Genomic DNA, 12775 nt, shown 5'->3' on the forward strand with positions numbered 1-12775 from the left:
TCAATTGTCCTTGTCCTTGCGCTCTTCAGCCAGGCGCTTGAACTCTCGCAGCCTGGCATCGATCGAGGCCTGCTCCATGAAGCTGCCGCCGCCATCCCGCTGGGCCAGCTGGAGCTGGTCAATGGCCGCACTCAGGTCGCCCTGCAGCTGATAGACCTCGGCCTGCGCACGATGGGCCAGCGCAGTACGGCCCAGCGCGGTTTCCGCCTTGGCCTGAAGAATGTAGAGCCGGTAATCGCTGGCCGGCACGCGCAGCAGCGGGTCCAGCACCTTGAGCGCATTGTCCGGCAAACTGCCGGCGAGCCAGCTTTCCGCCTCGCAATAGATCAGCGAGCTGCGCGCAGGATAACGCTTCCGGGCGTCTGCGCAGAGTCTGGCGGCCTGGGCCGGACGGCCGTGCGCGCGCTCGAGTTCAGCCCCCAGCAAAGCGAACATGGCGGTGTCCGGCGTGAGCCGTGCGAGCTCGCCATAGGCCTTGTCCGCCTCGACGAGCTGGCTGTCGGCCAGATAGGCACGCGCGAGGCCATACCAGCGGGCCGACTGTTCCTGGCGTGTCTGTGCCTCGCGGGCCAGCAGGCGCGGAATGGCTGCCCGGGCGCCGAGCTGCATGACTTCGAGTTTCGCCCGAACCAGGGTGTAGTCAATGGAACTCGGATGCGGCATCGCGCGCATCTGATGGACGCGGGAGCCGATATCCGCGATGCGATCGAGGGTCAAGGGGTGGGTGCGCAGATAGGCCGGCGCGTTGTTTTCCGAAGAGCGCGTGCGTTGGAAGAGACGGTCGAAAAACGTCGGCATGCCGCGAATATCGAATCCCGCCGCATTCAGGATCTGCAGGCCAACCCGGTCCGCCTCGCGCTCGTAGTCACGCGAATAAGCCAGCTGGCTCTGGATCGCGGCAGCCTGCCCCGAGGCCAGAACCGCGCCTGCCGCACTCGGGCTGTTCCGCCCTGCAAGCACCGCCAGCAGGAGTGACGCCAGCACCATTGCCGTCGTGTTGCCCTGCCGGACCAGCATGCGGGCCATGTGATGCTGGACGACGTGCCCGATTTCATGGCCCAGCACCGAAGCAAGCTCGGATTCGGCCTCGGTGGTCACGATCAGGCCGGTGTGTGCGCCGATGACGCCTCCGGGCATGGCAAAAGCGTTGATCGTGCTGTCGCGCAGCGCAAAGAACTGGAACCCGTTGCCCTGCTCCGGCAGCGTCGAGGCCAGCGTGCGTCCGAGCGCATTCAGGTACTCCTCGACCTCCGGATCATCCAGGTAGCTCGGTTCGCGAAAACGGACCGAACGCATCACCTCCTCGGCAATCCGTCGTTCCTGCGCTGGCGAGAGGGCTTCCTGCGCCGGATCGCCCAGATCGGGCAAGCCGGAGTTGTAGGTCTGGGCGGCTGCGGTCTGGATCATCAGGACCGCGATCAGGACCTGCGCAAGGCAGCGGCGGAGAACTGTTCGATTTGGCATGAGGCTATGATACTTCCCGTTCCGGAACGTTCACAACCAGCCTGACTTCACGGCCCCGATTCTGCGCGGGCAACAAGCATCCGATACTTCATGACCACTTCTCCGCTTACCCATTTCGATGCCGAAGGCCAGGCCCACATGGTCGACGTCGGCAACAAGTCTGAAACTGCGCGGCGTGCCGTCGCCACCGGCCGCATCGTGATGCAGGCCGCCACGCTCGCCATGATCCGCGACGGTCACAGCAAGAAGGGCGATGTGCTGGGCATCGCCCGCATCGCGGCGATCCAGGGTTCCAAGCGCACCTCGGAACTGATCCCGCTGTGCCATCCGATTCCGCTGACGCGGGTTGCGGTGGCGTTCAGGATCGATGAAGGAAATCACGCCATCGAATGCGAGGTCACGGCCGAAACCGTCGGCCGGACCGGTGTCGAGATGGAGGCGCTGACGGCGGCCAGCGTGGCGCTGCTGACGATCTATGACATGGCCAAGGCGACAGACCGGGGCATGTGCATCGAAGCCGTCCGCCTGCTCGAGAAGGAAGGTGGCAAATCCGGCCACTGGAAGGCCGACTGATGGCACGGGAAATCGAACTCAAGCTGGCCTTCCCGCCTGAGGCGCTCGACGCCGTTCTGGCCCATCCGCTGCTTGCCGGCGCAGCTCGCCAGGGCAGCCGGAAAACGCTCATCAACACCTATTTCGACACGCCCGATCTGGCCTTGTCGGCAAAACGGATCGCGCTGCGGACGCGAAAATCCGGCGAAAACTGGCTGCAGACAGTCAAGTGCGCGGCGGAGTCATTCGGAGGCTTGTCCTCACGCCCGGAATGGGAAAAGGCTTTCTCGGGCGAATTCGACTTTTCGGATGTCGAGGCCACCGAAGTCCGCAGGACGCTGGAGAAACACCATGCCGCGCTCGTGCCCCTGTTCAGCACGGACTTCGTGCGCGACACGCTGAAGCTCGAGCCGCGCGACGGCGTCTCCATCCTGGTCATGATCGATCGTGGCGAGATCAGCGCAGCCGGCCGGCAAACGCTCATCAGCGAGCTGGAACTGGAGCTGGTTTCGGGCGATGCGGACGATTTGCTCGAACTCGCCTGTGCGCTGGCCTCGGGCCTTCCACTGATTCCCTTCGATCCAAGCAAGGCCGCGCGGGGTTACCAGCTCTTCCATGACACGCCCGTCACACCGCAATCCAGCCTGATCGACCCCGTGCCCGACGACGCCGACGTGCTGGACAGCTTTCGCCAGCGCGCGCTTGTCTGCCTGTCGGCATGGTCGGCCAACCACCACGGCGCCCTCAGCTACCCGGATCCGGAATTCATCCATCAGCTGCGGGTATCACTCACCCGGCTGCGCGGGCTGCTGCGGATTTTCGAGCCGGCGCTGCCGGAGGGCTTCGCCGACGATTGGCGAGCACGGCTGCAGGCCCTGTCACAAAGCCTGGGCCCCCTGCGCAGCAGCCAGGTGCTTTGTGACGAACTCATCCTGCCGGCGACCGAAGATGATGTGGACGGCTATCTTCCGCCGCTTGCCCGGCATGCGGAACAATGGCGGGAATCTGCGCTCGCGGAAGTCCGTCTCCAGCTCGCCGCAGCCGGCGCGGGCATGCTGGCGCTGGAGTTCCATCGCGCGCTGCTCGCCCTGCCCGCCAACTCGGCAAGTTTGACAGGAACGCTCAGGCGACAAGCGGCCCGCCATCTGCACGAAAAGGCGCAGGCTCAGCTTGAACGGGTCTGCAGCGAGCGGAGCAACGAAAGTCTTCACGCGCTGCGCATCCTCATCAAGCAGCTCAGACTGGTCTGCGAGCTGGCCCCCCGGAAGCCGCACAAAGCGGTGTCGCGACGCCTCCGCGCGCTGGCCGACCTGCAGAGCCGGCTTGGCAGGCTGAATGACCTCGCGGACGCGCTGCCCGTACTGGGTCGCTGGGTCAGCAGTGATCCCCGATTCGCCGCACCGGTCGCTTTCCTGACCGGCTGGCATGCCGCAACAAGCCTGAAACTTCGTCGCACTATCCTGCGGCGCGCCGGCTTGGTGCTGGCCGACGCGGGATGGCAGGACGAAAAGGCCGGCGCGTCGCGAAAGAAGCCATCCCACCACTGACCCAGGCGCGCCTTGGCACGCCGGAATCCGGAGGCATCTTGAACCTGTTGCTCTGGCGTCACGCAGACGCTGCCGAAGGAAATCCCGACATCAGTCGCCCGCTCACCGCGCGCGGAGTGAAGCAGGCCCAGCGCATGGCACACTGGCTCGATCAGCATGCGCCGGCGAACCTGCGCGTGCTGACGAGCCCGGCAGTCCGCACCCGGCAGACCGTCGAAGCCTGGGACCACAGCTACGAAGTCAGCGAGGACGTCGGGCTGGACGCCACGCCGCACAGCATTCTTGAGGCGGCAGGCTGGCCCGATGCGGGTGGTTCCGTGCTGGTCGTGGGCCATCAGCCCACGCTGGGCGAAGTCGCCTCCATCCTGCTGCGCGATGAAGCCAGTGCACTGTCCTTCAAGAAAGGGGCGCTCTGGTGGTTCCAGATCCGGGAGCGCAACGGGGAAATGCAGACCGTACTCAAGACCGTCATCAACGCCGACCTGATCTGAGCCTCTGGCGGGCCGGATTGCCCCGGCGCCCTGCTCCGGCTAATCTGCCGGCTCCCTTGCGTTCGTGCATTCCGTCATGAAATCCCTTTGCGTATTCTGTGGTGCGTCCAGCGGCGCCGATCCCGTTTTCAGTCAGGCCGCGGCAAACTTCGGCCAGACACTTGCCCGGCACCGGATCGAACTGGTCTGGGGTGGCGGCCATGTCGGCCTGATGGGCGTCGTGGCGGACGCGGTGCTGAATGCAGGTGGCGCGGCCTACGGAGTGATCCCCGGCTTCATGGCCGAACGCGAACTCGCCCACCCCCGTGCGACCGAAATGGTGGTGGTGGACTCCATGCATGCCCGCAAGGCCGCCATGGCCCGGCGCGCCGAGGCTTTCGTAGCCTTGCCGGGCGGCCTCGGCACGATGGACGAGCTGTTCGAGATCCTGACCTGGTCCCAGCTCCATATCCATCACAATCCGGTGGGGCTGCTGAACGTGAACGGTTTCTTCGAGCCTTTTCTTGCCATGGTCCGGCACATGGTTCAAGCCGGTTTCGTCCAGCAGATCCATCTGGACCGCATTCATGTGGCGGCCGATGCGGAGACATTGCTTGAATCGATGCGCCAGCACCGTCCCCTTGAGGGAGACTGGATCGGCAAGGTCCAGCCGGCCAGCGCCTGAGTACCTGCTCCGGCAAAACCGGCAATGCTGCCTGCGATGCTATTGCGCGGATAGGCAGCCTCGCCTTCCCCCTGCGCTCCGATTTGGATAGCATTCGGGCTCATGACCCGTCTGCTTCCCCCAACCGGGCAGACTCACAACAGCGAGGATTCAATGAGCGACATTACCTACATCTCCGACAGCAGTTTCGAAGCCGACGTCCTGAAGTCGGGACTCCCCGTTCTCGTCGACTACTGGGCCGAATGGTGCGGCCCCTGCAAGATGATTGCCCCGATCCTGGAAGAAATCGCCAAGGAATATGCCGGCAAGATCGTCGTCGCAAAGATGAACGTGGATGAAAACCAAAGCGTCCCGGCGCAGTTCGGCATCCGCAGCATTCCCACCCTGATGCTCTTCAAGGGTGGCAATGTGGAAGCCACCAAGGTCGGCGCGCTGTCCAAGTCGCAGCTGGCCGCGTTCATCGACGCCAACATCTGATACAACAGCCCGTTTGACAGGCCGGAACTGAATCGCTACAGTTCCGGCCAACGCTGGCACCGCATGCTGTCATCTCCGGGGTTCTCCGCCCTGTACGACTCGCGGATCGCTTTTCCAGCGCACTGATCACACTGATCCACATTTCCCTTTCCGTTCTGGACGCCCGGCAATCCCGCAGATTGCCCACCCTCCCCGCACATATCTTTTTCAGGGTCATCCCATGCATCTGTCAGAGCTCAAGGCTCTCCATGTCAGCCAACTCCTCGAGATGGCTCACGCCAACGGCATCGAAGGCGCCAACCGTCTGCGCAAACAGGAACTCGTGTTTGCCCTGCTGAAGAATCACGCGAAAAAAGGGGAGCCGATCTTCGGCGACGGCGCTCTGGAAATCCTGCCTGACGGCTTCGGCTTTCTCCGCTCACCGGACATTTCCTACCTGGCGGGCACGGACGACATCTACGTTTCGCCCTCGCAGATCCGCCGTTTCAACCTGCACACCGGTGACACCATCGAAGGCGAGATCCGCACGCCGAAAGACGGCGAGCGCTACTTCGCACTGGTCAAGCTCGACAAGATCAACAGCGAGCCGCCCGAGAATGCCAAGCACAAGATCCTCTTCGAAAACCTCACGCCGCTCCACCCGAACAAGGTCTTCAAGCTCGAGCGCGAAATGCGCGGCGAAGAAAACATCACCAGTCGCGTGATCGACATGATCGCGCCGATCGGCAAGGGACAGCGCGGTCTGCTCGTCGCTCCGCCGAAGTCGGGCAAGACGGTGATGCTGCAGAACATTGCTCACGCCATCACCGCCAATCATCCGGAAGCCGTGCTGATCGTTCTGCTGATCGACGAGCGCCCGGAAGAAGTCACCGAAATGCAGCGTTCGGTCAAGGGCGAAGTGATTGCTTCCACCTTCGACGAGCCGGCCACGCGCCACGTCCAGGTCGCGGAAATGGTGATCGAAAAGGCCAAGCGCCTGGTCGAACACAAGCGCGACGTGATCATCCTGCTTGATTCGCTCACGCGTCTGGCCCGCGCCTACAACACCGTGGTGCCGGCCTCCGGCAAGGTACTGACCGGCGGCGTGGACGCCAACGCCCTGCAGAAACCCAAGCGCTTCTTCGGTGCGGCACGTAACGTCGAGGAAGGAGGCTCGCTGACCATCATCGCCACCGCGCTGATCGACACCGGCAGCCGCATGGACGAAGTGATCTACGAAGAATTCAAGGGCACCGGCAACATGGAAGTGCACCTCGACCGCCGCATGGCCGAGAAGCGCATCTACCCGGCCATCAACGTCAACCGCTCCGGCACCCGCCGCGAGGAGCTGCTGATCGAGCCGGCTCAACTCCAGAAAATCTGGGTGCTGCGCAAGCTGCTCTACGGCATGGACGACCTCGACGCGATGGACTTCCTGCTCGACAAGATCCGCCAGACCAAGGGTAACAACGAGTTTTTCGACGCGATGCGTCGCTGAGCGCCCGGGCTAACTTGCGGCAGGGCCAAAGTCCTGCCATAATCCGCAGTCTTATTTTCAAGGGCGGTCACATCCGCCGCCCGCGCAACAAGGAATCCGTCATGAAGACCGAAGGCCATCCGAATTACGCTGACGTGCAAGTTACCTGCTCCTGCGGCAGCACATTCACCACCCGTTCCACGCTGGGCAAGCCCGGTTACCATGTGGAAGTGTGCTCCGAATGCCACCCGTTCTGGACCGGCAAGCAGAAGATTGTCGACACGGCTGGCCGCGTCGAGCGCTTCAAGCAGAAGTACGGCCGTCGCTGAGCGACTGCGTGCCAAGGCACGCCGTACAAAAAAAGGCAGCCCGCGGGCTGCCTTTTGTTTTTTTGCCAGCACGGACAGGACTGCGGATGTTTTGCTGTCCGAAGGTCTTACAATCCTGCGACCCAACCGGTGTCCGGTCTACGCATGCACACAGAACAGTTCACTGAATTCCCGAGCAGCAAACCTGCCATCCACGTGCCGAACTGGGCACTCATCCTGCTGTTTCTGGCCTACGCCCTGCCGGCGAATATTGGCCACGCGCCTTGGCGGGGCGACGACGCCGAGCACATCGGCGTAGCCTTCAGCATGATGCTGGACGGCACCTGGCTCACCCCCCAGATTGCCGGCCAGGCCTTCCTCGATTCCCCTCCTCTCGCATACTGGCTCGGCGCACTCAGCGGCAAGCTGCTGGGCTGGCTGCTGCCGCTGCATGACGCCATCCGTCTCTCCATGGTGGGCACGCTGGGCGTCATGATCCTTTGCCTGCGGCACGCCGCGCGTGATCTCTACGGACGCGAGTCTGCCTCCGCAGCCGCGATGCTGTCGATCGGCTCAGTCGGTCTGCTGGTGCACGCCCATGAGATGCAGCCGCTCATCACGCTTGCCAGCGCGGTAGCAGGCGTGATCTATGGTCTGGTCCAGATGCGCAAGCGTACCAGGCAAGCCCCCTTCATCACCGGCATCGCCACCGCGGCCTGCTTTCTCTCCGGCGGCCTGCCAGGCTTGCTGGCCAGCCTGCCGGTATGGCTGGTCCTGCCACTGAGCGAACCCTCCCTGCGTGACGCCCGGCTGCTCCGGCAGTTTGCCCTTGCCTTTCTGACTGCACTGGCGCTGTCTCTCCCCTGGCCTTTCCTCCTCGCCGTTTTCGACCCCGGCTTTCTCGACGCCTGGTGGCAGAATCAGCTCGACCTGATCCTGCCCCACACCAGCCATCTGGCGCACGGCAAGGACTTTGCGAATCTGGTCGGGTGGTTTACCTGGCCGCTCTGGCCACTGGTGATATGGTCCCTCTGGCTGCGTCGCCGCAGCCTGCGCGAGTTCGGTCACCTCATCCCGCTGGCCGCGGCGCTGTTCAGTCTGATACTCGCAACAGGCACCGGCGGCATGCGTCCGGCCAATCTCGTGCCACTCCTGCCGCCTCTGATCGTGATGGCATCGGGTGAACAGTGCCGCCTGCGTCGAGGGGCCGCCAACGCATTCGACTGGTTCGGCCTGATCACCTTCAGCATGGTCGGCATTGCGCTCTGGCTGGCCTGGCTGGCCATGCATTTCGGCTGGCCCGAGCCGCTGTCGCGAAACATTCTCCGCCTGCTGCCCGGCTTCCAGCCCAGCTGGGCCTGGTACCAGTTGCTGATCGCTGTCTCGCTCTCGGCTGGCTGGCTGATTGCACTGTTCAGACTGCCCTTCTTCCAGCTCCGGGGTGCCGTGCGCTGGGCCATCGGGGTCACGCTGACCTGGGGCCTGGCCACCACACTCTGTTTTTCCTGGTTCGACTACAACAAGAATTACCAGCCGGTTTCTACCGCCATTGCGGGCGCCGTCGCGCGCCAGAAGCTGGAAGGCTGCGTCGCGGGCATCGATGTGGGCGACTCGCAGCGTGCGGCCTTCCTGTACTTCAACAATCTGAGGATCGCGCCGCGAACCGCTGCCTGCGAACTGAAGCTCGCCTACGCCACAGGCCGGAACCCGCTGCCTGTCGCACCGGAAGGATGGGAAACGGTCTGGCAGATGGAACGCGGCAGTGGCAGGCTCGGCGAACGTTTTGCGCTGTATCGCCGTCCGGCGGACTGATCCGTTCAGGCAGGCCAGGCCTGCTCGAAGGCGGCCAGATGCGGCGAGTCGGGACGCGCCTGCACAAGCTGGCGCAAGCCGCTTCGTGCGGCAGCCAAGGCTGCCGGGGCCTGCTGTCCGAGCAGCACCGCCTGCCGCAACCGCAGGAAAAGTGCGCACAGCGCCCTGAGCTCGACCTCGGCCTGCACGAGCGCGTATTCACCTTGTTGCACCTGCTTCCAGACCGCTTCATGGTGAAAACCGCGGGCAAGCGGCAAGCAGGCAAGGCGCGCAATGACGGACAACTCGGCCGCACCCTCGGCATCACCAAACCACTCGCCAAAAGCGGGGGCTGCGCACTGCAGCCAGGCGGCATCGTCCGCCGGAAACACCGGACGCAACATGGCGCGCGTCCTGATGCAGGCCAGCGAAGCTTCCTGCCCGCTCCACCGATCAACCTGTTCCAGCCCTGCCAGCGACTGGAAGATCGCATCCAGCACGCGGGCCTCGTCCGTAGCACAGCACGAAGCCAGCACAATCCGGCCGTTTTCGAAGCCCGCCGAGGCAAACGCTGCCAGCTGCTGAAAATGCGGTGGGAGCAGGTCATCGATACGGGTGGCGCGACGCCGCTGGAAAGCGTACTCGGCCACTTCGGTATCCGACAGCGAATCGGGCAGGCAATGCAGCCGGCGCAGGCCGGTCACGTCCGGCACGGTGCTCAGCGCAAGGACGCGGAAACCAGGATTCATTTTCAGGCCGGAAAGACGCCGGTCGAGAGGTAACGATCTCCCCGGTCGCAGACGATGGAGACGATCACCGCATCGCGCAGTTCCTGCGCGAGCCGCACGGCCACGCTCATGGCACCGCCGGAGGAAATCCCGGCAAAAATGCCTTCCTCCCGAGCCATGCGACGAGTCATGTCCTCTGCCGCAGCCTGGGCGACGTTTTCGGTGAGATCCACCCGGCCCGATTCGAAGATGGCCGGCATGTACGCCTCGGGCCACTTCCGGATACCCGGGATCTGGGCCCCTTCCGCAGGCTGGCAGCCCACGATGCGGATGGCCGGATTCTTTTCCTTGAGGAAGCGCGCAACACCCATGATGGTGCCGGTCGTTCCCATGCTGCTCACGAAGTGGGTAATGCGACCACCGGTCTGCTCCCAGATTTCGGGCCCCGTCCCCTCGTAGTGAGCCAGCGGATTGTCGGAGTTCGCGAACTGGTCGAGCACCCGGCCGCGGCCCTCGTCGCGCATCCGGGTCGCCACATCACGGGCGAGCTCCATGCCGCCTTCGCGGGGCGTAAGAACCAGTTCGGCACCAAAGGCCTTCATGGTCTGACGTCGCTCGATGCTCTGGTTCTCGGGCATCACGAGAATCATGCGATAGCCGCGCATGGCGGCTGCCATGGCCAGCGCAATGCCGGTGTTGCCACTCGTGGCCTCGATCAGGGTGTCCCCCCGATGAATATCACCCCGCGCTTCGGCACGCATGATCATGGACAGTGCAGGCCTGTCCTTGACCGAGCCGGCGGGATTGTTGCCTTCGAGCTTGGCCAGTACGACGTTGCCGCGCTCCGCTGCCAGACTGCCCGGCAAACGCTTGAGTTGCACCAGCGGCGTGCGGCCTACGTAATCTTCCAGGGTGGGGTAGTTCATGTGGGGGCGAGAGCAGAAGTGCGACAAGCCCACATGATACCGGAGAGCGTCAGCCCGGAAGCGGGCCGAGCGATTCAGTCGGCGCGGGACTGGATGGCGGCAAGCGCCAGGGAATGCTGCTGCAGTTCCCTCATCTGCCCGGCCAGCGCGGCCAGATAGTCTCCGAGCATGCCCATCATCTGCTGAACCGCGATCTGCGGCGTTCCGGCTTCGGCCCTCGAGTGGTCGATGAGCCCTTGCAGTTGCATCAGATCCGGCGCCATCGACGCCGGAGCCGAAGCAATGAAGCGGTCAATCAGCGCCTTGCGCTCGGCGAAGTAGCGGGCCGGCTCTTCTTCGGCGAGCGTGCGCCAGTGTTCGAAATCGAATTCAAAATCAAATTGCATGACATCCTGCTTTCTGCTGCCTGGCGATCATGAGGGGAGTTCATGCAAGAGCCAGGCCACCATCGTTACCGGCACCTCATCAGGGAAGTGCCTGACCCGATTTGACACCGAGTTCCGCTGCCAGGCAATCGGCGAGCCCGGATTCAATTGTAAAAAAACGCGCCAGCGTGATGCACGGCGCGTTTTGGGGAGCAGGCGTGAAACCGCTCAGCGCAATTTCGCGGCCAGCGCTTCGAGCCCGGCGGTTTCCTTGATGCCCTCGGCCACCATGGCGGCTACCGCGCGCGCGCCGGCCTCCTGGAAGTGCGTGGTATCCGGCTTGGCCTGCGTTCCGCTCGACTGGGTGCCATACCAGGGGTACTTTGCCGGGTCGACCGCCAGCCAGTAGTTTTTCCAGTCCGACTGGTGTGCGTTGGCGAAAGCGATGGTTCTGGCTTCGATATCGATCAACGGCAAACGGTTTGCCCGCGCCGTATCCCGGATGGTCTGGCTGTAGTCCCCGGTGAAGGCAAAGCCGCCGCTCCCCTGCCCGGCCGAGGTGAAGTGATTCGGCACGACCGGGAAGCCCTCCTTCCGGTTGCTGTTCCAGACCCGCGTCGTCGGCGTCATGATGACGGGGATGGCACCACGGGCACGCGCCTCCTTCACATAGGTCTCGAGCGAAGCCTGGAAGCTCATTTCAGGCTTGCCGACCGGAAATTGTCTGCGCCCCTGCGCATCGTTCGGATAGGTACACAGGTTCGCGACGTCGGCCGCCCCGCGGCTGCCCTTGGAGCCATCGCAGTTCTGATCGTTGTGGCCGTGATGGATGATCACGTAGTCGCCCGGGCGCAGGTATTGCGCCATTTCCTGCCAGTAGCCCTGGTTGTAGAAATTGCGCGAACTGCGTCCGGACTTCGCGTTGTTGAGTACCTTGACCCGGGCGTCCGACTTGAAGAGTTCCTCGAACACCTGGCCCCAGCCCATGCGGGGCAGACGGAATTTCTCATAGGTGCTGGCGGTCGAGTCCCCCACGATCAGCACGCGGGTCCAGGCCGGATCCTTGATCCGGGCGAGTGCGGCCTGCGCACTGTGCAGATCGAGCGGCTCCTCGTTGCCCACATAACGGTACTCCGTATCCAGGATGGAAGTGCCGCCCGGCACGCCGGTATCGTTGTCGTAGCCGCGGTTATGCACCAGAACGCTCAGAACGGCATCAGCCCCCTTGCCGTCAGCCTTCATCGGGGTCGTGACCGGATCGAAGCGTTCGGCATCCGCCACGCCGGCATCCTTCAGCGCCTGCAGCACGGCAGGCAGCCCGCCGGCGTTCTTTTCCCGGATCAGGCCGGCATCGATCCCTGCGGTCGTTCCCTTGTCGAGCAGCGCTTGTGGCCCTTTGTATTTCAGCGCGCTGGCAACACTGCTGAGCGCGCGATCGGACAAGGCATTGAGGTTGCCAACATTGCTCTGGCCGGGCTTGAGATCAGGCAGCAGGGCGCCGAAGCATTTGGCCCAGGGCCGCGCGCTGTCGGAGCAGTTGTCATTGCCAGGTTCTACCGCCAGCAGCATCAATGGCGCCTGCATACCCTCAACGTCCAGCGCATAACGCCCCTGGCCGTCTGCGCGGGCCTCCCGCTTCTGCCCCCTGGCATCGAAAACACTGACCCGCGCATTGGCCATCGGCCCGCCCTGCGACACCACGCCCTCCAGCAGGGTGCCAGCAGGACGGGAAGCCTTCAAGCTACAGCCCGCACCGATCAGCATCAGGCTGACTGGCAGGACGAGCGCCGCCAGCAATTCGTGTTTTGCAAAAGCCATGGAATCCTCCGGGGAACAATCAGTGCGGAACCCGCCAAAAGATCGCCATCATGCACCGCGCCAGCCCCCGCCGTCTTGATGGAAATTGCCCAGGCCCGGCTGCTGCCGCACTGCACCGGACGACAGGCCGGAAGCGGTCAAGTTCATGAATCCCCTGCCGTAAGAAAGGCGACAACACCCTTCAAACC

13 protein-coding genes are annotated in these 12775 nt (G+C 63.8%); 8 read left to right on the forward strand and 5 right to left on the reverse strand.

Annotated elements, in window-relative coordinates; all coding sequences use genetic code 11:
* A complete protein-coding gene (locus tag ABDB87_RS13035) occupies window positions 1-1407 on the reverse strand; it encodes a M48 family metalloprotease (protein ID WP_345927694.1) in 1407 nt (468 codons plus the stop codon).
* A 147-nt stretch (window positions 1408-1554) separates the two neighbouring features.
* Here ABDB87_RS13035 and moaC point away from each other — a divergent pair, with 147 nt between their 5' ends.
* The 8 genes from moaC to ABDB87_RS13075 all read left to right on the forward strand — a co-directional run bounded on the left by moaC (window position 1555) and on the right by ABDB87_RS13075 (window position 8771).
* Entirely contained in the window at window positions 1555-2037 is a 483-nt protein-coding gene (gene moaC, locus ABDB87_RS13040; RefSeq protein WP_345927696.1) for a cyclic pyranopterin monophosphate synthase MoaC, read from the forward strand.
* Complete coding sequence (locus tag ABDB87_RS13045) at window positions 2037-3563, forward strand: CYTH and CHAD domain-containing protein (RefSeq protein ID WP_345927698.1); 1527 nt, start codon at window positions 2037-2039, stop codon at window positions 3561-3563. The genes moaC and ABDB87_RS13045 overlap by 1 nt, the downstream gene beginning before the upstream one ends.
* Window positions 3564-3601: 38 nt before the next feature.
* Entirely contained in the window at window positions 3602-4054 is a 453-nt protein-coding gene (locus ABDB87_RS13050; protein ID WP_345927700.1) for a SixA phosphatase family protein, read from the forward strand.
* Between the two features lie 76 nt (window positions 4055-4130).
* Entirely contained in the window at window positions 4131-4718 is a 588-nt protein-coding gene (locus tag ABDB87_RS13055; protein WP_345927702.1) for an LOG family protein, read from the forward strand.
* 153 nt (window positions 4719-4871) lie between these two features.
* Complete coding sequence (gene trxA, locus ABDB87_RS13060; RefSeq protein WP_345927704.1) at window positions 4872-5195, forward strand: thioredoxin TrxA; 324 nt, start codon at window positions 4872-4874, stop codon at window positions 5193-5195.
* 220 nt (window positions 5196-5415) lie between these two features.
* Window positions 5416-6672 (forward strand): transcription termination factor Rho, encoded by a 1257-nt coding sequence (rho, locus tag ABDB87_RS13065; RefSeq protein WP_345927706.1) that lies wholly within the window; start codon window positions 5416-5418, stop codon window positions 6670-6672.
* Window positions 6673-6773: 101 nt separating this feature from the next.
* Window positions 6774-6980, forward strand: coding sequence for a 50S ribosomal protein L31 (gene rpmE / locus ABDB87_RS13070; protein ID WP_345927708.1), 207 nt, complete (start codon window positions 6774-6776; stop codon window positions 6978-6980).
* Window positions 6981-7124: 144 nt separating this feature from the next.
* A complete protein-coding gene (locus ABDB87_RS13075; RefSeq protein WP_345927710.1) occupies window positions 7125-8771 on the forward strand; it encodes an ArnT family glycosyltransferase in 1647 nt (548 codons plus the stop codon).
* Window positions 8772-8776: 5 nt separating this feature from the next.
* On the opposite strand, the gene ABDB87_RS13080 is transcribed toward ABDB87_RS13075, so the two are convergent.
* From ABDB87_RS13080 to ABDB87_RS13095, 4 genes are all read right to left on the reverse strand, one after another.
* Window positions 8777-9499 (reverse strand): hypothetical protein, encoded by a 723-nt coding sequence (locus tag ABDB87_RS13080; RefSeq protein WP_345927712.1) that lies wholly within the window; start codon window positions 9497-9499, stop codon window positions 8777-8779.
* Between the two features lie 2 nt (window positions 9500-9501).
* Window positions 9502-10404 (reverse strand): cysteine synthase CysM, encoded by a 903-nt coding sequence (gene cysM, locus ABDB87_RS13085; protein WP_345927714.1) that lies wholly within the window; start codon window positions 10402-10404, stop codon window positions 9502-9504.
* Window positions 10405-10478: 74 nt separating this feature from the next.
* On the reverse strand, window positions 10479-10790 hold the full coding sequence (locus ABDB87_RS13090) for a DUF3135 domain-containing protein (RefSeq protein ID WP_345927716.1): 312 nt from the start codon (window positions 10788-10790) through the stop codon (window positions 10479-10481).
* Between the two features lie 207 nt (window positions 10791-10997).
* Window positions 10998-12587 (reverse strand): rhamnogalacturonan acetylesterase, encoded by a 1590-nt coding sequence (locus ABDB87_RS13095; protein ID WP_345927718.1) that lies wholly within the window; start codon window positions 12585-12587, stop codon window positions 10998-11000.
* Between the last annotated feature and the right edge of the window lie 188 nt (window positions 12588-12775).

Origin of the sequence: Uliginosibacterium paludis, from assembly GCF_039631355.1 — a bacterium.
GTDB lineage: Bacteria > Pseudomonadota > Gammaproteobacteria > Burkholderiales > Rhodocyclaceae > Uliginosibacterium > Uliginosibacterium paludis.